General features: G+C 73.0%; 20 protein-coding genes. 11 read left to right on the top strand and 9 right to left on the bottom strand.

Annotation, left to right across the window (positions count from 1 at the left end):
* Nucleotides 1–130 precede the first annotated feature (130 nt).
* Nucleotides 131–1,591 (bottom strand): MFS transporter, encoded by a 1,461-nt coding sequence (locus tag AVW11_RS21295; protein ID WP_060178290.1) that lies wholly within the window; start codon nt 1,589–1,591, stop codon nt 131–133.
* 114 nt (nt 1,592–1,705) lie between these two features.
* On the opposite strand from AVW11_RS21295, the gene AVW11_RS21290 reads away from it, so the two are divergent.
* Nucleotides 1,706–2,119, top strand: a complete 414-nt coding sequence (locus tag AVW11_RS21290) for a MarR family winged helix-turn-helix transcriptional regulator (RefSeq protein ID WP_158076152.1) — start codon at nt 1,706–1,708, stop codon at nt 2,117–2,119.
* A 407-nt stretch (nt 2,120–2,526) separates the two neighbouring features.
* The gene (locus tag AVW11_RS21285) at nt 2,527–3,750 is read left to right on the top strand and encodes an AfsR/SARP family transcriptional regulator (protein WP_051700621.1); all 1,224 of its coding nucleotides are present in this window, start codon (nt 2,527–2,529) and stop codon (nt 3,748–3,750) included.
* A gap of 15 nt (nt 3,751–3,765) precedes the next feature.
* Here AVW11_RS21285 and AVW11_RS21280 read toward each other — a convergent pair whose 3' ends face one another.
* Nucleotides 3,766–4,389, bottom strand: coding sequence for a TetR family transcriptional regulator (locus AVW11_RS21280; protein WP_030852348.1), 624 nt, complete (start codon nt 4,387–4,389; stop codon nt 3,766–3,768).
* Between the two features lie 217 nt (nt 4,390–4,606).
* On the opposite strand from AVW11_RS21280, the gene AVW11_RS21275 reads away from it, so the two are divergent.
* The 3 genes from AVW11_RS21275 (at nt 4,607) to AVW11_RS21265 (ending at nt 7,804) form a co-directional block, all read left to right on the top strand.
* Nucleotides 4,607–5,926 (top strand): glycosyltransferase family 4 protein, encoded by a 1,320-nt coding sequence (locus tag AVW11_RS21275; RefSeq protein ID WP_076045336.1) that lies wholly within the window; start codon nt 4,607–4,609, stop codon nt 5,924–5,926.
* A 64-nt stretch (nt 5,927–5,990) separates the two neighbouring features.
* Complete coding sequence (locus AVW11_RS21270; protein WP_030852354.1) at nt 5,991–6,725, top strand: class I SAM-dependent methyltransferase; 735 nt, start codon at nt 5,991–5,993, stop codon at nt 6,723–6,725.
* Nucleotides 6,722–7,804 (top strand): prenyltransferase/squalene oxidase repeat-containing protein, encoded by a 1,083-nt coding sequence (locus tag AVW11_RS21265; protein WP_076045334.1) that lies wholly within the window; start codon nt 6,722–6,724, stop codon nt 7,802–7,804. Before AVW11_RS21270 ends, AVW11_RS21265 begins: the two co-directional genes overlap by 4 nt.
* 107 nt (nt 7,805–7,911) lie before the next feature.
* On the opposite strand, the gene AVW11_RS21260 is transcribed toward AVW11_RS21265, so the two are convergent.
* Nucleotides 7,912–8,214, bottom strand: a complete 303-nt coding sequence (locus tag AVW11_RS21260) for a hypothetical protein (protein ID WP_076045340.1) — start codon at nt 8,212–8,214, stop codon at nt 7,912–7,914.
* Nucleotides 8,215–8,326: 112 nt separating this feature from the next.
* Between AVW11_RS21260 and AVW11_RS21255 the strand changes: the two genes are divergently transcribed.
* The 3 genes from AVW11_RS21255 to AVW11_RS37460 all read left to right on the top strand — a co-directional run bounded on the left by AVW11_RS21255 (nt 8,327) and on the right by AVW11_RS37460 (nt 9,998).
* Nucleotides 8,327–8,962: a hypothetical protein gene (locus tag AVW11_RS21255; protein WP_030852360.1), complete on the top strand. Its 636-nt coding sequence runs from the start codon at nt 8,327–8,329 to the stop codon at nt 8,960–8,962.
* 78 nt (nt 8,963–9,040) lie between these two features.
* Entirely contained in the window at nt 9,041–9,424 is a 384-nt protein-coding gene (locus tag AVW11_RS37170; protein ID WP_051700622.1) for a hypothetical protein, read from the top strand.
* 142 nt (nt 9,425–9,566) lie between these two features.
* Nucleotides 9,567–9,998 (top strand): hypothetical protein, encoded by a 432-nt coding sequence (locus tag AVW11_RS37460; RefSeq protein WP_060178286.1) that lies wholly within the window; start codon nt 9,567–9,569, stop codon nt 9,996–9,998.
* Nucleotides 9,999–10,016: 18 nt separating this feature from the next.
* On the opposite strand, the gene AVW11_RS21240 is transcribed toward AVW11_RS37460, so the two are convergent.
* From AVW11_RS21240 to AVW11_RS21215, 6 genes are all read right to left on the bottom strand, one after another.
* Nucleotides 10,017–11,027, bottom strand: coding sequence for an LLM class F420-dependent oxidoreductase (locus tag AVW11_RS21240; protein WP_030852377.1), 1,011 nt, complete (start codon nt 11,025–11,027; stop codon nt 10,017–10,019).
* 97 nt (nt 11,028–11,124) lie between these two features.
* Entirely contained in the window at nt 11,125–13,341 is a 2,217-nt protein-coding gene (locus AVW11_RS21235; protein WP_076045332.1) for an N-acetylmuramoyl-L-alanine amidase, read from the bottom strand.
* Between the two features lie 162 nt (nt 13,342–13,503).
* Nucleotides 13,504–14,325 (bottom strand): hypothetical protein, encoded by an 822-nt coding sequence (locus tag AVW11_RS21230; RefSeq protein WP_030852382.1) that lies wholly within the window; start codon nt 14,323–14,325, stop codon nt 13,504–13,506.
* A gap of 155 nt (nt 14,326–14,480) precedes the next feature.
* Nucleotides 14,481–15,485, bottom strand: a complete 1,005-nt coding sequence (locus AVW11_RS21225; protein ID WP_076045330.1) for an N-acetylmuramoyl-L-alanine amidase — start codon at nt 15,483–15,485, stop codon at nt 14,481–14,483.
* Nucleotides 15,486–15,574: 89 nt separating this feature from the next.
* Nucleotides 15,575–16,216, bottom strand: a complete 642-nt coding sequence (locus AVW11_RS21220; RefSeq protein WP_076045328.1) for a class I SAM-dependent methyltransferase — start codon at nt 16,214–16,216, stop codon at nt 15,575–15,577.
* A 91-nt stretch (nt 16,217–16,307) separates the two neighbouring features.
* Nucleotides 16,308–18,116, bottom strand: a complete 1,809-nt coding sequence (locus AVW11_RS21215; protein WP_076045326.1) for a serine/threonine-protein kinase — start codon at nt 18,114–18,116, stop codon at nt 16,308–16,310.
* 111 nt (nt 18,117–18,227) lie between these two features.
* Here AVW11_RS21215 and AVW11_RS21210 point away from each other — a divergent pair, with 111 nt between their 5' ends.
* Genes AVW11_RS21210 through AVW11_RS21200 form a run of 3 tightly spaced genes read left to right on the top strand, consistent with a single transcriptional unit; the run spans nt 18,228 to nt 21,023 of the window.
* The gene (locus tag AVW11_RS21210; protein WP_076045324.1) at nt 18,228–19,076 is read left to right on the top strand and encodes a helix-turn-helix domain-containing protein; all 849 of its coding nucleotides are present in this window, start codon (nt 18,228–18,230) and stop codon (nt 19,074–19,076) included.
* Entirely contained in the window at nt 19,036–19,302 is a 267-nt protein-coding gene (locus AVW11_RS21205; RefSeq protein WP_076045322.1) for a DUF397 domain-containing protein, read from the top strand. Before AVW11_RS21210 ends, AVW11_RS21205 begins: the two co-directional genes overlap by 41 nt.
* Nucleotides 19,303–19,337: 35 nt before the next feature.
* On the top strand, nt 19,338–21,023 hold the full coding sequence (locus AVW11_RS21200) for a serine/threonine-protein kinase (protein ID WP_076045320.1): 1,686 nt from the start codon (nt 19,338–19,340) through the stop codon (nt 21,021–21,023).
* Nucleotides 21,024–21,060: the final 37 nt, after the last annotated feature.

The raw sequence follows: 21,060 nt of genomic DNA, 5'->3' as shown, positions 1-21,060 counted from the left end.
CGTGCGCGGGTCTTCCGCCCCACGCGAAGTGGGCTTGCAGCCGGGGGAGGCTGCAAGCCCACGTTCAGGGGGATGTGTGGTTGTTCGCGGCGGGAGGCTGGGCGCGTACGCCCCCTCCCGCGGGGGGTGGTCAGGCCTCGGCGCCCTCGGGGGCGCGGGTCAGCGACCGCAGGACGAGCGCGATCACGATGGCGACGCCCGAGCAGACGGCGAGGGCGAGGAAGCCGTTGCCGACACCCGCGGTGGTCGCGTCCGCGACCGAACCGCCGCCGTCGAGGCGGTCGTCGACCGAGGTCGCCAGGATGGTGCCGATGACGGCGATGCCGAGGGCGGCACCTGTCTCGTTGAAGGTGTTGAGCAGGCCGGAGCCCACGCCCGACTCCTCCACCTTGACGTGCGAGGTGCCGATGCCGAAGAGCGGGACGAAGCAGGCGGGCAGGCCTGCGCCGATCACGGCCAGGGCGACGATCGTCAGCGCGACGCTGTCGGTGCCGGTCGCCAGGATGCCCGTGCCGACCAGCTGGAGGGCGGCTCCGGCCGCGTACATCCCGCCCAGGCCCAGGGCGTTCGCCAGCGACGGCGCGACCAGGGCGACGACGAGGGCGGCCAGGCCCATGGGGAGCAGGGAGAGGCCGGTGGCGAAGGCGCTCATCTCGTGGACCCGCTGGAAGTACATGCTGGCCAGGAAGGAGCTGCTGATCATCACGCTGGCCACCAGGAGCAGGCCGACGCTGGACAGCCAGTAGGTGGGCTTGCGCAGCAGGTGCAGCGGGAGCAGCGGATCGGCCTGGCCGATCTCCATGAACGTGACCGCGGCGAGCAGGACGGCGGCGGCGCCGATGCTGATCCAGGCCGTCGTGTCGCCGAATCCCTCGTGCAGCCGGATGAGGCCGAAGGACAGGGCGGCGAGGCCGGCGGTGGACACGATCGCCGACGGCAGCCGCAGCTTGCGGCCGCTGCTGGTGTTGAGGGCCGGCATGCTGCGCAGGGCGCCGAAGCCGGCGGCGATGCTGACCGGGATGTTGATCAGGAAGGCCCAGCGCCAGCTGATCGCCGTGACGATCAGGCCGCCGAGCACCACGCCGATGGTCGCGCCGATCACGCCGAGACCGCTCCAGGCGGTCAGCGCGATCTTGCGCTGCTCCTCGTCCTGGTAGACCTCCAGGATGATCGACAGGGCGGCCGCGGACAGCAGTGCGGCGCCGGCGCCCTGTACGGCGCGGCCCGCGACGAGCAGTTCCTGGTTGCCCGCGATGCCGCAGAGCACGGAGGCCACGGCGAAGACGGTGAGGCCGGTGAGGAAGGTGCGACGGCGTCCGAAGACGTCGGAGACGCGGCCGCCGAAGAGCAGCAGGCTGCCGAGCATCAGGACGTAGCCGCTGATCGTCCACTGCAGGGCGGTCTGATCGGCCGGCAGCTGGGCGCCGATCGAGGGGAGGGCCACGTTCACGACGGTCGAGTCCAGCATGACCATCAGCTGGGCGACGCCGACCACCACCAGTGTGGTCCAGGGGGCCTTGGCGGGGGCCTGTGCGGGCGTTCGTGCCGCGTCCTGCTCGGCTGTCTGGGGTGCCAGCGTCTGCTCGGTCACCACGTCTCCTTCGTCTGTGTTAACGATTTATGCGAATGCATCGATCTTGGTGCCGCACAGTACATGCATGCGTATGCATCGACAAGAGGAGGCAGTGAACCTACGATGAGTAGCGTGACTGAAACAGCTCTCACCGCCCGCTGGGTGGCCGTGACCCGGGCCTGTGCGCAGATCAACCAGGCCGCCGAGCGCGTCCTGTCCGAGCGCCACGGCCTGTGTGCCAGCGCTTTCGAGATCATGGACGTGATGGCGCGTGCGGATGGCTGGATCCGGGCGGGGGAGCTCAGCTCCCGCGCGTCCCGCAGTCAGCCGCAGGTCTCGCGCCTGCTGGCCCAGATGGTCGGCGCGGGATATGCCGAGCGCAAGCCGTGTTCCAGCGACCGGAGGGGGTTCGACGTCCGGCTCACGCCGTCCGGTCGCGAGCTCTTCTCCCGGTCCGTCGACACCATGGAGGCGGTGCTGCAAGAGGTGGCCGAAAGCAGTCCAGAGGTGAGGGACGTTATGGGGCTAACCGTTACCCGCGAGTAGGGTAATCGTCGGCGCCATTGATCTGTCTGCTAACGTCCCAGGTCAATCGCAGTTCTGAGCCGTCCTGCACATTTCGTGCACGGCGGCGCGGAAGGCTTACCGGGGGGAAGCCGTGCGATCGCGCCAACGGAACGGGCCCCGCATGTCTCCATGTCGGGCCCGTTTCGAAACTCCCCCACGCACGGCGGAGCCGCAGCCGAAATCGGCCGGCGACGCCTGTGTCGACGGCAGCTGAATTCGGGGGAGACATGCTCAATCAGACGATGTCGCGAACACTCGGCCGCGTTCCGGCGGCCCGCGGCCCCGTGGCGCCGCAGTCCGGCTCCCGGGGCGCGGGACCGGCACACCTCAGGGCGAATCCGCCCGCCGGGAGCCCGGCCCGGCCCGCGGCCCCCGCGGACCCGGGGGTGTCCTTCCGGCTCCTCGGGCCGCTGGAGATCGCCACCGGCTCCGGACCGCTCCCGCTGCGGGGCATGAACCAGCGCGCCGTCCTGGCCTTCCTGCTGCTCCACGCCAACCAGGTGGTCGCCACCGGCGACCTCATGCAGGTCCTCTGGCCGAACGGAGACGCCCCGGCCACCGCCCGCAAGGTCCTGCAGAACACCATCTCGGCGCTGCGCGGCGTACTCGCCCGCGGAGCCGTCCCGGCCCACGTCGCCTCACTCGTCAGCCAGGCTCCCGGCTACATGCTGCGGATGGCGCCGGGGGTCCTCGACCTCGAACGCTTCCGGGTCCTCGCCGACCAGGGCCGCGAGGCGCTGGCCGCCGGGCAGCCGGAGAGCGCCGCCCGCCTGCTGCGTACCGCGCTCGGACTGTGGCGGGGCCGGGCCGCGCAGGAACTCGCCGAATCCGGCGTCGAGTGGCCGCAGCTCGCCGTGGTGGACAGCTCCCGCACCGCAGCGTTCGAGGACTACTGCGACGCGGAACTGCGCAACGGACGCCACCACGAGGTGATCGGCGGCCTGGAGGCCGGGGCGGCCGCCGAGCCCTCCCGGGAACGCTCCTGCCACCTCCTCATGCTCGCCCTCTACCGGGCCGGCCACCAGGCCGAGGCCCTGCGGGCGTACGAGCGGCTCCACCAGCAGCTGAGCAAGGACTTCGGCGTCCAGCCCGGTCGCGAGGTGCGGGACCTGCACCAGGCGATCATCAACCAGGACCCCGCCCTGCTCCCCTCCGACGGCCCGGACCTCGACTTCACCTCCCCCTCCGACCCCGAACTGGACCTGCTGTTCGCCCTGCTGGCACTGGTGCAGCGCCAGCGGCGCCCGCACGTGGTCACCCTCGCCGGCGGGCCGGGGGGAGGCCAGGGCTGGCTCCTGTCCGAGCTGGCGAGCACGCTGCGCCAGGACGGCCAGGTCACCGTCTGGCACGTGCGCACCGGTCCGGACGGCGCCGCACTCGGCGACGACCTGCGCGCCGCCCTGCGCCGCGCCACCCCCTACCGGCCGCTGGTGGTGGTCGCCGAGAACCTGCACGACGTCGGCGGCGGCGTGCCGGAATGCGTCGGCGAGGTGATCCGTACGGCGGGCCGCACCCCGCTGCTCGTGGTGCTGACCGCCCGGGCCGAACCCGAGAGCCTCTGGCCCGGCTGGAACGCGGCCGTCCCCTGGGCGACCACCATCATGGTGTGACGCCCGGCGGCTGCTTCAGGACTTTTCCGGCGACGTCAGGTCGATCAGGCGGCAGACCGTTTCGATGTCGATCTTCACCTGGGCGATCGAGGCGCGCCCCGACAGCCAGGTGATCAGCGCCGAGTGCCAGGTGTGCTCGATGACCCGGACGGCCGACAGCTGTTCCGCGGTCGGCGGGTGCTCCAGGCCCATCGCGTCCAGGATGATCGCCGTGGTCAGACGGGACACGGTGTCGACCTCGGGGCTCACGCTGCGGTCCGCGAAGGTCAGCGCCCGCACCATCGCGTCGGCCAGCTGCGGCTCCCGCTGGAGGGCGCGGAAGGCGCGCATCAGGGTCTCCGCGACCCGGGCCGCCGGCTCGTCCCCGGCGGGCGGGCGCTTGCGCAGCGTGGTGTGCATGTGCTGGAGCTGGTCCTGCATGGTGGCGACCAGCAGGTGCACCTTGGACGGGAAGTACCGGTAGAGCGTGCCCAGGGCCACGCCGGCCGCCTCGGCGACCTCGCGCATCTGCACGGCGTCGAAGCCGCCCCGGCTGGCCAGTTGGGCGCTCGCGTGCAGGATCCGGCGGCGGCGTGCCTCCTGGCGCTCCGTCAGGGGAGGCGACGCCGGTGTGGTGACGGCCTTCACTTCCGCACTCATGTGTCCCGTTCCGTGTCGTTGCGCGGGCTGGCTCCGGGCTGATCCGCAGCCAGCATCTCAGGCGCCGCGGTCGTGGCGCGAATCACCTGCTCCACCTCTTACGGTGTGGTTTCCGGCCGGTAGATTCAATGCTCTTAGGCGGATCAAGTCTGAAACTTGTTCTACATTATCCGAGCGGTTACGCTCCGGCGAAAGTGCAGTGAGAAGGGGGCCGAGAGTGACCGCTGAGGCCGTGGCGACGAGCCCTTTCGCGGGTCCCGCCGACGACGGCGAGCGTCCGCTGCGCATCGCCCTCCTCACCTATAAGGGGAACCCGTTCTGCGGCGGCCAGGGCGTCTACGTCCGGCACCTCTCGCGCGAGCTGGTCCGCCTCGGGCACCGCGTCGAGGTCATCGGCGCACAGCCCTACCCGGTGCTCGACACGGGCGCCACACTCACCGAGCTCCCGAGCCTCGACCTGTACCGCCAACCCGATCCCTTCCGCACACCCAAGCGCGACGAGTACCGGGACTGGATCGACGCCCTGGAAGTCGCGACGATGTGGACCGGCGGCTTCCCCGAGCCCCTGACGTTCTCGCTGCGCGCCCGCCGCCATCTGCGCGAGCGGGCCGGCGAGTTCGACGTCATCCACGACAACCAGACCCTCGGCTACGGTCTGCTCGGCGACCTCGGCGCGCCGCTGGTGACGACGATCCACCACCCCATCACCGTCGACCGCCAACTCGACCTCGATGCCGCGCAGAGCCGCGTGAAGCGGGCCTCCGTGCGCCGCTGGTACGCCTTCACCCGCATGCAGGGCCGCGTGGCCCGCAAGCTGCCGTCCGTGCTGACCGTCTCGGGCTCCTCCCGGCAGGAGATCGCCGACCACCTCGGCGTCCGGGACGAGCGCATCCACGTCGTGCACATCGGCGCCGACACCGACCTGTGGTCGCCGGACGGGTCCGTGGCCGAGGTGCCCGGCCGCATCGTCACGACCTCCAGCGCCGACGTGCCGCTCAAGGGCCTCGTGTTCCTCGTCGAGGCCCTCGCGAAGCTGCGCACCGAGCAGCCGGACGCCCACCTCGTCGTCGTCGGCAAGCGCGCCGAGCAGGGACCCGTGGCCCGCGCCATCGAGACGTACGGCCTCCAGGACGCCGTCCGCTTCGTCAAGGGCATCACCGACGCCGAACTCGTGGACCTGGTGCGCAGCGCCGAGGTGGCGTGCGTGCCGTCGCTGTACGAGGGCTTCTCGCTCCCGGCGGCCGAAGCCATGGCCACCGGCACCCCGCTCGTCGCCACCACCGGCGGCGCGATTCCCGAGGTGGCCGGCCCCGACGGCGAGACCTGCCTCGCCGTGCCGCCCGGCGACGCCGGCGCGCTGGCCGCCGCGCTGGGCCGGGTGCTGGGCGACGCGCAGTTGCGGGCCCGTCTCGGTGCGGCCGGGCGTGAACGGGTCCTGACCCGTTTCACCTGGGCCGCTGCCGCCGAGGGGACCGCCGCGCACTACCGTGCCGCCATCGAGGCGTCGCGGGTCGCCCGCAGCCGCCGCGCGCGGTGACCTTCCGCCTGATCCACACCGTCCCCACCCCCGTACACCCCCGCGACCGCGAAGGCAGGACCCCGTGCTGACCGTCGATTTCTCCCGGTTCCCGCTCGCCGCAGGCGATCGCGTACTCGACCTCGGCTGCGGCGCAGGCCGTCACGCCTTCGAGTGCTACCGGAGAGGCGCCCAGGTGGTCGCCGTCGACCGCAACGGCGAGGAGATCCGCGAGGTCGCCAAGTGGTTCGCCGCGATGAAGGAGGCCGGTGAGGCCCCGGCCGGCGCCACCGCCACCGCGATGGAGGGCGACGCCCTGGCCCTGCCCTTCCCCGACGACTCCTTCGACGTCGTCATCATCTCCGAGGTGATGGAGCACATCCACGACGACAAGGGCGTGCTCGCGGAGATGGTCCGCGTCCTCAAGCCCGGCGGGCGCATCGCCATAACCGTCCCGCGCTACGGCCCGGAGAAGATCTGCTGGGCGCTGTCCGACGCCTACCACGAGGTCGAGGGCGGCCACATCCGCATCTACAAGGCGGACGAGCTGCTCGGCAAGATGCGGGCCGCGGGCCTCAAGCCGTACGGCACGCACCACGCGCACGGGCTGCACTCCCCGTACTGGTGGCTCAAGTGCGCCTTCGGCGTGGACAACGACAAGGCGCTGCCGGTGAAGGCGTACCACAAGCTCCTGGTCTGGGACATCATGAAGAAGCCGCTCGCGACGCGGCTCGCGGAGCAGGCCCTCAACCCGCTCATCGGCAAGAGCTTCGTGGCGTACGCGACGAAGCCGCACCTTCCCGTCGGCGCGGCCCAGTGAGCTCGCCCGGGCGTACCGAACACCTGGTCCTGGACGGCGTACTGACCGCGGAGCAGGCCGCCCAGACGGTCGCGGGCATCCTTGCGGTGCAGCGCGCCGACGGCGCCATCCCGTGGTTCCGCGGCCACCACCTCGATCCGTGGGACCACACCGAGGCTGCGATGGCGTTGGACGCCGCCGGTGAGCACGAGGCCGCCGAGCGGGCGTACACGTGGCTGGCCCGGCACCAGAACCAGGACGGTTCCTGGTACGCGGCCTACGCCGACCGGCCCGACGGCGTGGACACCGCCGAGCCGCAGGACGCCAGCCGCGAGAGCAACTTCACCGCCTACATAGCGGTAGGTGTCTGGCACCACTACCTGTCGACCGGCGACGACACCTTCCTCGACCGCATGTGGCCGTGCGTCTACTCGGCCGTGGAGTGCGTCCTGTCGCTCCAGCAGCCGGGCGGCGAGATCGGCTGGAAGCGGGAGGCGGACGGCACGCCGGTCACGGACGCCCTGCTGACCGGGTCGTCCTCCATCCACCAGGCGCTGCGCTGCGCGCTGGCCATCGCCGAGCACCGCGAGGAGCCGCAGCCGGACTGGGAGCTGGCGGCGGGCGCGCTGCGGCATGCGATACGCCGTCACCCCGAGCGGTTCCTGGACAAGGACCACTACTCGATGGACTGGTACTACCCGGTCCTCGCGGGCGCTCTGACGGGCGCGGAGGCGAAGGAGCGGATCGAGGGGCGCTGGGAGGAGTTCGTCGTCCCGGACCTGGGGGTGCGGTGCGTCCTGCCGAACCCGTGGGTGACGGGCGGCGAGTCCTGCGAGCTGGCGCTCGCGCTGTGGGCGACGGGGGAGTCGGACCGGGCGCTGGAGATCCTGCGGTCGATCGGGCACCTGCGCGCGGACAACGGCATGTACTGGACGGGGTACGTCTTCCAGGACGAGGCGGTGTGGCCGGTGGAGCAGACGACGTGGACCGCCGGGTCGCTGCTGCTGGCCGTCGCGGCGCTCGGCGGCGACGAGGCGACCACCGAGGTGTTCGGCGGGGGTTCGCTGCCGGCCGGGCTGGAGCCGGACTGCTGCGGCTGAGCCGGACCTGACGGACGGACGAACCGGGGGCCCTCCCGCCCGTCGGCGGGGAGGGCCCCTTCACCTGCACGGGCGGCGCGGACGGGGCGGCGGCGCCGGGGCCGGCGTCAGCGGCGGTAGAGCCAGCCGGCGACGGCGTGGCCGACCAGGACGTAGACGACGGCGGCCAGGCCGTAGCCCACGACGACCTGGACCCATTCGCGGCTGAAGGTGAACAGGTCGTAGGACCAGCCGGCCAGCCAACTGGCGCTGTCGTGGATGAAGCCGACCAGCTCGTTGCCCTGGTTGGCGTCCAGGAACCAGAGCAGGATCCACAGGACGATCACGAAGGCAAGCACGTCCGCCACCAGCGCGACGGCCCGGCCTGCCTGACTGCTTCCTCGGGTGCGTACTCGCGTGTGTGAGGTCATGCCGCGCGTGTTGCCGCCCGGGCGCGTCGCAAACCCGAACGGGTCCGCCGGGTGGCGGGCCCGCGGGGGCGGGGTGAGGCTGCGGGGGACGCCTGAGTCCCCGGAGGAAACCGTGTCCGTACCCACGACCGTCCGATTCCGTCGCGCCCTCACGGCGGTGGTCCTGTCGACCGCGCTGCTCGCCGGTGCCACCGCCTGCGGCAGCGGTGGCGGCGCCCAGCGGGAGGAGTTGTCCGCGGCCTCGATGGGCGAGTTGGCCGCGCTGGCCGCCGCGGAGCCGGCGGCGGCGGAGGCCGACGAGCGGGCGGCCGTGACGCCTTCGCCGAGCACGTCCGCCGAGAAGCAGAAGTTCGCCAAGACGCGGTTCGTCGCCAACGCCTCGCTCGCGGCGGGCGCCACGTACCAGTGGATCGTCAAGCCCTACCGCGAGGGGAAGTTCAAGAAGGGCGCGAAGGGACGGACGTTCGCACTGATCAAGGCGGGCCTGGCGGGCGCGTTCGCGTACAACCGGCTGAAGGCGGCGGCCGACAACGCCAAGGGCGACCCGCTGCTGTCGAAGGCGATCGCCCCGCTGACGGCGGGCATCGAGTCGCTGAAGGGCCTCGGCAGCAAGCTGCGCAAGGGCGAGGCGGGCGACGCCGACATCTCGTCCTTCGACGACGTGATCAACAGTGTGAAGGAAGCCGGCAGGAGCGCGGGCGCCGAGGTGACCAACAAGGTTCCGAGCGCCTCCCAGCTCGGCGGCTAGCCGGCCGCCACCACCGTGCGGCCCCGGGCCGGGCGGGCGTCAGCGCCCCCTCGGCCGCGGGGCTGTTTCAATGGGCGGGTGATCGAGTACGTGGTGTTGGCCGGCGGGGTCGTCGGCGTCGGGTGGCTGGTGCGGCGCAAGCACCGGGCACGGGTGGCCACAGCGCCCGTGCCGGGGATTCCCGGGATGGCGCGGCAGCCGGCCGGGGCGGGGCGCTGGCGGCCGGGGCGGCTGTACGCCGACGCGGGCGCGGCCCGCTGGGTTCCCCAGCGCGGGGAGGCCGTGGAGCTGCCCGGGGGGCGGGCGAGCGGGCTGCGGGTCCCGTCGTTGAAGGAGGGGATCTCCATCAATCCCGGCTCGCGGATCGTGACCTGCTCCTACGACGGCGGCGGGAGCATCGAGATCGCCGTGATGCCGCTGGATGTGCGCGAGCTGCTGGAGGCCCTGCCGCAGCCGGACTGACCGCGTTCACGGCGTCCCGTCCACCGGACGCCGAAATTCCGTGGTGGTGGCGGTGGATGTCCGGGATTTCCTTGAGGGGGCGGGGCGCGCGCCACACGATGGTCGCCCGAGCAACGCACCCCGAGTCCGAAGGAGTACGCCCGTGCGCATCCGTACCACGGCGCTCGCCGCCGCCGCCGTCACGGCCGCCGCCGTCGCGCTGGCCCCGTCGGCCGCCGCCGCCACGGTGACCACCACGCCCCTGCCCTGGTCGCTGAACCTGCAGACGGCGAACGGCAGCGGGGCCAGTCACTGGACCACCGTCACCCGGGAGGACGGCTACGTCCTCTCACGGACCCTCACCGTCGAGGGAGCCCTGTCCAACACCGGCTCCGGCTGCTACCGGGTGCAGGTCGTGGAGGCCGTCTTCGGTTTCCCGAGTGCCGTGCACGACGCGGGGACGGTATGCGGGCCCGGAACCGTTGCCGTCCACTACGAGGGGCCGGCGATCAGCGCCGGCCTCTTCGTGTGTGCCGTCGCCCCGGGCGGCGGGTGCACCAAGATGGCGGGGCCGGCCTCGCTCTACCGCCGCTGAGCCTGCCCGGCGCGGCCCTCAGCCGGCCAGTTCCGCCAGGACGCGCAGGGTGTGCGGGTCGGGGGCCGTCACCAGGAGGTCCGTCACCGGGCCCGCGCGCCACAGCTCCAGTCGCTCCGCGATCCGTTGGCGCGGTCCGACCAGGGAGATCTCGTCGGCGAACGCGTCCGGGACGGCCCGTACGGCCTCCTCCTTGCGGCCGGCGAGGAAGAGCTCCTGGATGCGGCGGGCCTCCTCCTCGTAGCCCATACGGCCCATCAGGTCGGCGTGGAAGTTGCGGGCCGCGTGGCCCATGCCGCCGATGTAGAAGCCGAGCATGGCCTTGACCGGGAGCAGCCCCTCGGCGACGTCGTCGCAGACGTGCGCCCGCGCCATCGGCGCGATCATGAAGCCCTCGGGGAGGTCGGCCAGCGAGGCCTGGTAGACGTCGGTGCGGGTCGGCGACCAGTACAGGGGCAGCCAGCCGTCCGCGATCCGGGTGGTCTGGGCGATGTTCCTGGGGCCTTCGGCGCCCAGCAGGAGCGGGAGGCCGGCGCGCAGCGGGTGGGTGATGGGCTTGAGGGGCTTGCCGATCCCGGTCCCGTCCGCGCCGCGGTACGGGTGGCTGTGGAAGCGGCCGTCCAGTGCGACGGGCCCTTCGCGGCGCAGCACCTGGCGGATGACGTCGACGTACTCGCGGGTCGCGGTCAGCGGGCTGGCGGGGAACGGGCGGCCGTACCAGCCTTCGACGACCTGCGGGCCGGACAGGCCCAGGCCCAGCATCATCCGGCCGCCGGAGAGGTGGTCCAGGGTGAGGGCGTGCATGGCGGTGGCGGTCGGGGTGCGGGCGGCCATCTGCGCGATGGCGGTGCCCAGGCGGATCCGCGAGGTGTGTGCGGCGATCCAGGTCAGGGGGGTGAAGGCGTCGGAGCCCCAGGCCTCGGCGGTCCACACCGAGTCGTAGCCGAGGGCTTCTGCCTCGGTGGCGAGGTCGAGGTGGGCGGGGTGGGGGCCGCGGCCCCAGTAGCCGAGTGCGAGTCCGAGGCGCATGGGGCGGTCCCTCCAGCCGGTTCTGACGGTGCGTCAGGTGACTGTAGGGCAACGGCCCCCCGCCCGGAAGGGCGGGGGGCCGTCGCGCCGGACCCGGCTACTTGCTGAAGTAGCCGGTGATGTCGGCGATGAGGTCGACGCTGCCGGCGTTGTTGTAGAAGCTGACCTTGCCGTCCACGACGGGGACGATGACCAGGTTGGGGATGGTCTGCCCGGCGGTGAAGTTGAGGTTCGAGGCGCTCGTACGGGTCGTGCCGTTCGGGTACACCGACACGTGGCCGGCCGTGGTCGGGTTGGTCGCCGTCACGTTGAGGACCACCGCGGTGACGCCTTCGACCGGTACGCCCTCGACGCCCGCGGGGCCCGAGACCTGGAGGTCCAGGACCTGGCCCTGGCCGACCGGGGCGACGGGCGCGCCGCCCGTGCCGTCCCGGGTGTCCAGGATCCGCTTCGGACCGAGGTTCATGTGGGTGCCGCCCTCGCCGCTCGCGAGGAAGTAGCCGTTGATGTCGGCGATCAGGTCGACGGTGCCGGCGCTGTTGTAGAACTGGATGATGCCGTCCTGGACGGGGACGACGACCAGGTTGGGGATGGTCTGTCCGGCGGTGAAGTTGAGGTTGGAGGTGCTGGGTCGGGCCACGCCGTTCGGGTAGACCGACACGTGGCCGGCCTCGGTCGGGTTGGTCGCCGTCACGTTCAGCGCGACGGACGTCACGCCGTACGCGGGGACGCCCTGGACGCCCGCGACCTTCAGGGCCACCACCTCGCCGGGGCCGACCTTCGCCTTCGGCGCGCCCACGCCCTCGCGCGTGTCCATCAGGCGCTTGGGGAGGACCGGCACGTACTTGACGTCCGAGACGTCCGCCTCGACGGTGACCGGGAGGCTCGTGGACACCTTGCCGTTCTTGGCGGTCGCCCGGATCTGGACCCGGTGGCTGCCCAGGCCCAGCATGGTGGCGACCCGCGTGGCGTCACCGGTGACCGACGCCACCGGCGTGCCGTCGACCAGCAGCTCGAACGAGTTCACCAGCGACGCGGCCGTGCTGGTGGAGAAGTCGACCACCAGCGGCCCCGGGGTCTTCACCGTGGCGCCCGCCTCGACGGCCTTCTCGTTCACGGCGCCGATCTTCAGCCTGGCCGCCGGGCCCGACGTGCGGATCGTGTCGAGCTGCGGGTACAGCTGGTGGCCCGGGCACTCGGTGTTGAAGCCGTCGCGGTGACCGGAGACGGTCCTGAACTGGTACGGCTGCCCGGCGGTGAAGGCGGTGCCGGCGTAGTTCTTCTGCGTGGCGCCCGCGGTCAGCGTCGTCGTGCCGTTCATGTCGGCGTCGTACTGGCCCAGCTTGTACGCCGCCATCTTCGAGATGCCTTCGAGCGCGGCGGGCGAGGCCCCGGCGCTCGTGTGGTCGCCGAGGACCGCGACGCTCGTCGACTCCGAGTTGAAGCCGTAGGTGTGGGCGCCCATCACCGGCTGGTCCACGCCGCCCTGACGGCCCTCGAAGAGGGTGCCGCACTTGTCGACGAGGAAGTTGTAGCCGAGGTCGCGCCAGCCGTTGGTCTTCACGTGGTAGACGTGCAGACCGCGGACGATGGCCGCGGAATCGGTGCACTCGTACGGGGCGGAGGCCGCCGTGTGGTGCACGAACAGGGCCTTGATCCTGCCGCCGGCGAGGTAGATCGGGCCCTCGTTGTTCAGGGACTCGTCGGCGCCCCACTGGGCGCGCGAGACGACGTCCGGTCGCGGCGCCGTCGATTCCGGCCCGGGGGGCACCGCGGCGGCCGCCGCTCGGGCGCCCGACGCCGGCGCGGACTTCGCCGCACCGGCGCGCCCGGACGTGCCCGGGTCCACCAGGTCCAGCTCCAGGCCCGCGGGCAGCGCGGCGGAGCCGCCGCCCACCCTTACCTCGGCGCCGTCGGCGGAGCCGACCCACACGGGCTCCGTCGCACCTCGCGCGCCCGGGCGGACGCCGTCGAGACCGGCCTTGAGCGGCTCCAGCTCCACCCACGGCGTCCACACCCCGGTCACGGCGTTGCGGCTGCGGGCCTCGATCTTCCCCTGCACCTCTGCGGAGGCGTCCTTCCAGGACACGCCCATGAGCCCGAAGCGCTCGGTGCCCCGCGCGGAGACGGCCGCCTCCGTGGCGCTCTTCGACTCCAGCGCGAGCCTGCGGACCGTGCCCTCCACCGGGCCGCCCGTACCGGCGGAAGCACTGCTGCCCGCCCGGTCCGCGCCGGGCCCGGCGGCCACGGCCACCCCCGACAGGCACAGCGTCGTCACGACGCCGAGCGCGGCGGCGAATGCCGTACCGCGCATACGACTTGTTCTCACGTGTTCCCCCACCCGTTTTCAACTCATCGAATATGAGTACTGGTCGGGTCGATGCTACTGACACGTACCGACAGGCCCCGCACACACGCGTCGCCCCACCGGGGAACCGGTGGGGCGACGCGGGGGAACGGTGAACGCGTACGCGGATCAGCCGCGCTGGATGCCCGAGGTGTCGCTCAGGATGCCGCGACGGCCGTCCTGGGTCTGTGCGACCAGGGCGGCCGCGCCGCGCTGCTCGACCGCCAGGTACCAGGTGCCCGGCGCGAGTTCGGCGATCTGCGCGGACGAGCCGTCCTCCGCGAAGAGGGGACGGGCCACCGGCACCGCGAACCAGAACGGGCTGAAGTCCGACGCCGGAGCGGGCGTCGGGGCCGCCTGGTGGCCGGCACCGGAGTCGTGCGGGCCGGGCGCCGGAGTGGGCGTACCACCGTACGGCGGGACCGGCTGCGGGGTGGAGCCGTAGGGCTGCTGCCCGCCCGGGTAGCCGTACCCGGCCCCCGGCTGCGGCTGGCCGCCGTACGGCTGCGGGGCGGCGGGACGCGCCTCCGGCACCAGCGCACCGGCGAGCGCCGGGACCTTCGCGCCGAAGAGGGCCACACCGGCCAGGGCCAGGGTGGCGAGGAAGGCGATGACGGCGCCGGCGCCCAGGTCGAACGTGCTCGGGCAGGTGATCAGCGCCCACAGCGCGGACCAGGCGGCCGAGACGGCCAGGACCGTACCCCACGCCGACAGCGGCATGCCGAGCACCTTGCGGCTCTCCGGCTGGAAGCGGCCCGCGATCAGCAGACCGGCGGCGATGAAGCCGAGCAGGAAGACGCTGGGCAGCACCAGGCGGTAGGCGTCGGTGTCCCACGGGCTCGGCAGATCGACGCCCGTCGCGGAGTAGAAATCGAGGAACGAGGCGATGAACAGCAGCACCGCTGCTCCGATCACCACGCCGTCGCCTCGAGTGAGGGAGCGGATGTTCACGTCTTAGGTGTCCTTCTCGGTCTCGGTCGTCTCGTGGTGCCGCGGTCGCAGCGCAGATCGAGCCTGCAGCAGGGCGGGCGGCACCATGGTACGGATGTATCCCGCAACCGAGAGGATCGGGGCGGCGGGCCTCCCGGCGGGACGCCCGAGGAGGACTACCCGCCGAGGAAGCCGACGATGCCGTCGGCGATGCCCTGGGCCGCCTTCTGCCGCCACTGCGGACTCGTCAGCTGCGCCGCGTCCTTGGCGTCACGCATGTTGCCGCATTCGATGAACACCTTGGGCCGAGTTGACAGGTTCAGCCCGCCCAGATCGTCGCGGACCACCAAGCCGGTTCCGCCGCCGAGGTAGTTGGCGGGCGCCGAGCCGGTGGTGCGGGCGAAGTTCCCGGCGATGCGTTCGCCCAGCTCGCGCGAGGGTCCGACGATGTTCGCGGTGTCGGCGGCCCCGCTCTTGACCTTCGCCGGGAGGATGATGTGGAAGCCGCGGTTGCCGGCCGAGACGCCGTCGGCGTGGACGGACACGACCGCGTCGGCGTTCGCCTCGTTGCCGATCCGGGCGCGCTCGGTGATGCACGGCCCCCAGGCGCGGGCGCCCGTCTCGTGGGTGAGGACCACCTTCGCACCCTGGGCCTCCAGCGCGGTCCGCAGGCGCTTCGACACGTCCATCGTGAACTCCGCCTCCATGTAGCCGGAGTTGGTGGTCGTGCCGGTGGTGTCGCACTCCTTGCGGTTGGTGCCGATGTCGACCTGCTGGTCGATCTCGTCGGTGTGCTTGAAGTTGCCGGTGTTGTGTCCGGGGTCGACCACCACCGTTTTGCCGGTGAGCGGTCCCTTGACGGGCGCCGGTACGGGGGCCGCGGTCGTGCTCGGGCTGCCGGTCGGGCTCGTGCTCGGGCTCGTGCTCGGGGTGGAGCCCGGTTTCGCGTCCCGCTGGCCCGGCGACAGGGACGCGTGCGAGGCGGGCTGCGGCGCCGGGCCGGACCGGCTCGCGTCCGAGCCGGTCCCGGACAGGGTCTGGGTCAGGACCCAGCCCGCCAGGCAGGCCGGGGCGAGTGCCGCGATCCCGACCACGAGCGTGGAGCGTCGGGTGAACCAGTGCCGGTCCGGATCGGCCGAGGAACCGGACTCGGGGGGCGGGGAGCTGTCGTCGTAGCGCACGTCCGCGATGCTAGACCGCTCCCCGGCGGCCCGGCCGGGACTGCGCCATCCGGGGGCGTGGTGCGCTTATATGAACGGCGGGTGCGGTGTCAGATGCCCGGGCCGGTGCGGCGCAGCACGCGCAGCGAGTCGGTGACGGAGACCTCCTCGAAGGCTCCCGAGGCGAGGGCGCGCAGGTAGATCCGGTACGGGGCCTGGCCGCCGTCCGCCGGGTCCGGGAACACGTCGTGGATGACGAGCGTGCCGCCCTCCGCGACGTGCGGGGCCCAGCCCTCGTAGTCGCCGGTGGCGTGCTCGTCGGTGTGGCCGCCGTCGATGAAGACGAAACCCAGCTTGCCGCCCCACGCCGCCGCGACCTGCGGGGACCGGCCCACGATCGCGATCACGTGCTCCTCCAGCCCGGCCCTGTGCAGGGTCCGGCGGAAGGTCGGCAGGGTGTCCATCAGCCCGATCTCCGGGTCCACGACCGTCGGGTCGTGGTACTCCCAGCCCGGCTGCTGCTCCTCGCTGCCCCGGTGGTGGTCCACGGTGATCGCGGCCACGCCGGCCTCACGGGCGGCGTCGGCGAGCAGGATCGTCGAGCGCCCGCAGTACGTGCCGACCTCCAGCAGCGGCAGCCCGAGCGCCCCGGCCGCGGCGGCGGCCTCGTACAGCGCGAGGCCCTCCCGTACGGGCATGAACCCCTTGGCCGTCTCGAAGGCGGCGAGGGTCTCCGGCTTGGGGCTGGCCATGTCGTTCCTCCTGCTGAGCTGCGTGTGGCGGCCCATGCTGCCCTACCGCCGGGTAGGGGTCCATGCCGGGGGCTGCGCAGGTGCGCGCGGATCAGCGACCGAACAGCCGGGACAGCCCGCCGCCCGGCCCGCCGGAGCCGTCCGCGCGCCGCCGCGCCCGTACGGCCCGCCGGAATTCCGACCGGGTGGCGGAGACCTCCTGGGCCAGCCGCTGGGTGCCGCTCAGGAACGGGAGCCGGTGCAGCAGCAGGTCCATGTGGGCCAGCGCGCTCACGGGATCGCCCGCCTCGCCGATGCTGCGCAGGACGCGGTGGGCCACCTCTGGATCGCCGTACTCGGCCAGCTCCGCCAGGTCCGGGAAGAGGCGCCAGTACAGCTGCGCGGCGCCCGCGCAGTCGCCGACGAGCCAGGCGTCGTGCGCCAGCCGGCGCCGCACGTCGAGCAGGACGGGACTGTCGGCGTCCAGCGCCCACTCCAGGTCGGGCAGCAGCGGCCCCAGCCAGGCGCGTTCGCTCTCCGCCCGCTCCCGGGTGCGGGCGTCCCACTGGCCGTCGCGGTCGCGGGAGCCCCGGTGCATGGCCGAGGCCAGGTGGTAGCGGGCGGTCAGAGTGACGAGTCCGTGCTCGCCGAACACCCTCCCGGCCTGCGCGATGAGCTCACGCAGCTCCTCCTCGTGGCGGCGGCCGTCGCCGGGCCCGAAGGCCGCGGCCTCGCCGACGCAGGTGGCGCGGGCGGTGATGGTGTCCGGATGCTCCAGGCCCAGGACCCGCACCATGCGCGGCAGGATCCGTTCCAGGTCGGTCGCGGACTGCCGGCGGACCCGCACCGCCCGGTGGTAGGCGGCGCGGACGGTGAGGGGGTCCTGAACGCCCAGTTCCTCGGTCAGGTCGTCGACCAGCAGGGAGAGCCGGTCGACGACGTCCGCGGGGGAGTCCTCCAGCAGCTGCGTCAGCCGCCGGTCCAGCATCATGCGGACCGCGCCGTCGGCGGCGGTGTGCACCGAGGGGGCGTACGCGGGCGGCGGCGGGTACGACACGGCAACCGCCGGCCCCTCGGCGGCGACGGCGCGCGCCGCATCGGCGAGCCGGCGGGAGACCTCCGCCGCGTCAGCGGGCCGATCGCGGGGGTCCTTCGCCAGCAGGTCCCGTACGAGGCAGTCCAGCGCGGCCGGTATCCCCGCCCGCAGCGAACTGGGCGCGGGCGGCTCGGCCGTGAGGTGCTGGGCGAGGAGCCCGTGCAGCTCGACGGCGGCGAACGGACGGGCGCCGGTCAGCAGTTCCATGAGCACGCAGCCGAGGGCGTACAGGTCGGCCCGGCCGTCGACCGGCGAACCGTCGGCCCCGCCGGTCCAGCGCTCGGGGGCCATGTACGGGAACGAGCCGATGAGCATCCCGGTGCCGGTCAGGTCCGTACCACCCCCGCTCCCGCCGCCGGCCTTGGCGATACCGAAGTCGAGGACCTTCACCACGCCGCTGTCGGTGACCATCACGTTGGCGGGCTTCACGTCCCGGTGCACGATTCCGGCGCAGTGGGCCGCCCCGAGCGCGTCCGCGATCCGCCCGGCCCACTCCAGGGCGTCCGCGAGCGGCGGCACGCCCTCCGCCAGAACCTCGGCGAGGCTGCGGCCGCGCAGCAGCTCCATGACCAGGAAGACAGCCTCGCGCCCGGCGCGCTCGACACGGCCGAAATCGTGGACGGTGGCGATGTTGGGGTGCGCGAGGTTCCCGGCGAGGCTGGCCTCCCGCTCGAAGCGGCGGGTCTCCTCGGGCGTCTGCGGATAGCCGATCTTGACGGCGACCCGCCGCCCCACCCGTCCGTCCTCGGCCTGCCACACCTCGCCGAAGCCGCCCCGGCCGAGCAACTCCTCCAGTGCGTACCGGTTTTCGATCAGTTCCCCCACGGGCGCATTATCGCCGACGGCCGCCCCGGTCCGCCGAATCGGGTCACCGGGAGGTGTGCGGATGGCTACGCTCAGCCACGGAACCGGCAACTGGCTTGGGGGTGACCGTCCATGGTCGGCGTGCGTGATCTCGATCCCAGCGCCTCACCGCTGGACTACTACGGATCCGAACTGCGCCGCCTCAGAGAGGACGCGGGGCTCAACCAGGCGCAGCTCGGCAGCATCGTCTTCTGCACAGGCTCGCTGATCGGCCAGGTCGAGACCACGCGGAGGGTCCCGACGCGGGACTTCTCGGAGCGGGTGGACGCGGCGCTCGGCACGGGCGGGGTGTTCTCGCGACTGGTGGGGCTGGTGCTGCGGCATCAGCTGCCGACGTGGTTCCAGCCGTATGCGGAGATGGAGGCGCGGGCGGCCTACATCTCCACCTTCCAGGCGCAGTTGGTCTACGGGCTGCTCCAGACGGAGGAGTACGCGCGGGCGGTGCTGGGCGTGCGGAGCGAGGGGGACCTCGACGCCAAGGTCGCCGCCCGAATGGAGCGGCAGCGGATCCTCGACCGCGAGAACCCGCCACTGATGTGGGTCGTCCTGAGCGAGGCCGTACTGCACCAGGAGATCGGCGGCAGGGACGTCATGCGGAACCAGCTGGCTCACTTGCTGGATCTGCGGGGGCGGGAGTGGGTGCGGGTGCAGATCCTGCCGTTCGAGGCGGGCGCCCACGCCGGGCTGCCGGGCTCGTTCACCGTCATGCGGTTCGACGGCGACCCGGACATCGTCTACACCGAGGACTTCGTGCAGGGCCATATGACGGCCAATCCGCAAGCTCTCAGGGAGGGTTCGCTCCGATACGATCATTTGCAGGCTGCCGCCCTCTCCCTGGAGGACTCGGCGGCGCTGATCGCCCGCGTATTGGAGGAGCGCTATGGAGACCAACCAGCACCTGACGGGCGCGAAGTGGCGTAAGTCCTCGTACAGCTCCGACACCGGCGGGGAGTGTGTCGAGTGCGCCCCGCTCGGCGCCCTGGCGTGGCGCAAAGCCTCGTACAGCGGTGACACCGGCGGTAATTGCGTCGAGGTGGCCGCGCAGCCCTGCCTCGTCGCCGTGCGGGACTCCAAGGTCCCCGAGGGGCCGGTTTTCACCGTCCGCCCCGCCGCGTTCGCCGCGTTCGTGAAGGCCGTCTCTGTATGATCCGCTCCCGACTTGGGGAGTAGGGGGCGGGGGACATGGAGCAGGTGGGGCCGGGGGGCCCGACGCATGTGGGGCCGTTCGAGGTCGTCGGCGTGCTCGGGCAGGGCGGGATGGGCCGGGTGCTGCTGGCGGCCGGCCCGGACGGGCGGCTCGTCGCCGTCAAGCAGGTCCTCGCCCACTTCGCGGACGACGCGGGCTTCCGGGCCCGTTTCCGCCGTGAGGTCACCGCCTCCCGCAAGGTCTCGGCCGCGTACACGGCCGCCGTGATCGACGCCGACCCGGACGCCCCGACACCCTGGCTGGCCTCGGTCTTCGTCGCCGGGCCTTCCCTCGGCGCCGTGGTCAAGGCGGTCGGGGTGCTGCCCGAGGACGTCGTACGCCGGCTCGCCGCGGGCCTGACGTCCGCCCTGGCCGAGATCCACCGGGCCGGGCTCGTCCACCGGGACCTCAAGCCCGACAACTTGCTCCTCGCGGAGGACGGCGTCCGCGTCATCGACCTCGGCATCGCCCGGGCCACGGAGGGCGAACCGGACGGCGATACCGGGCTGACGCGTACGGGGTTCGTCGTCGGATCGCCCGCGTACATGTCGCCCGAGCAGGCGGAGGGCAAGCCGCTCACGCCCGCCAGCGACGTCTTCTCCCTCGGTTCCGTGCTGGTCATGGCGCTGACGGGCCGCAGCCCCTTCGCCGGGTCCTCCACGCTCAAGACGCTGTACGAGGTGGCGCACGGCGAGCCGGACCTCAGCGCGGTGCCGGCGGGGCTGCGCGACCTCGTCGCGCGCTGCCTGGCCAAGGACCCGGAGGCCAGGCCGTCCCCGGCGGAGCTGCGCGAACTCATCGGTCCGGTGGCCCCGGCGGGTCGCCAGTGGCCGTCCGCCGTTTACGGGATGCTCGCCGAGCAGCGGGCGCGGATCGACGGGCTGCTGGCCGGGGTTGCGGCGGCCGGCAGCCCGGAGGCGGCCCAGGCCCGCGGATCGGCGCGGATGCCGGAAGACGTGCACGCCGGGGGCCCGGACCCCGTTCCGGCCACCGCGCCCGAGTCCGTGCCTTCGGCGGTCCCCCCGGCCGGCGGCGAGCCGCTCGCGGCTCCGGCGCCGCACGGCGCCCCGGATCCCGTGGCCGAGGTGCCGCCGCCCCCCGCGCGCCCGGACACCGCCGCGGGCGGCGGTCCGCCGCGCGCCCGGCGGCGCCGGGTCGCGGCGCTGGTGGCGGCCGGGGTGCTGCTCGTGGCCGGTACCGGCGGCGCCCTGTACGTACGGGAGCGGATGAACGCCCCCCTCGCCTACACGGCGGTCCCCAGCTGCCAGGAGGCGCGCGGGAAGCTGCCGCTGGACCTGCGGCCGTCGACGGCGGACAGCCGGACCGGGACGGCCGACGGCGCGCAGGCGACCTGCGGCGGGGGCGGGGACACCGCCGCGTCGCCGACCACCCTGGTCCGATGGGGTCTGAGCCTCGGCGGTGACGCGGAGGCCGACGCGGCGGCGCAGAAGCGGCTGTTCCAGTCGGAGGCGGCCGGTCAGCGCGCGGCGGCGCGTCTCGGGTTCGGCACCGAGGCCTACTGGGGGTCGGCCGGCGGCGGCTGGACCTGCGTCCTCGGCGTGAGGGAGGGCAACCTCTCCGTGCGGGTGAGCCTGCGGGCGAAGCCGTACACCAAGGCCGCCTGCGAGTCCAAGGCGAAGGATGCCGCCCGCGCGGCGCTGAAGGCCGCCCCGCGGCGCTGACCCACGCCACCGCCCCGCGCCGACCGGGTCGCCCGTG

The organism is Streptomyces amritsarensis (assembly GCF_001953875.1).
Lineage (GTDB): Bacteria > Actinomycetota > Actinomycetes > Streptomycetales > Streptomycetaceae > Streptomyces > Streptomyces amritsarensis.
This window is presented reverse-complemented; position numbering and strand designations above follow the sequence as displayed.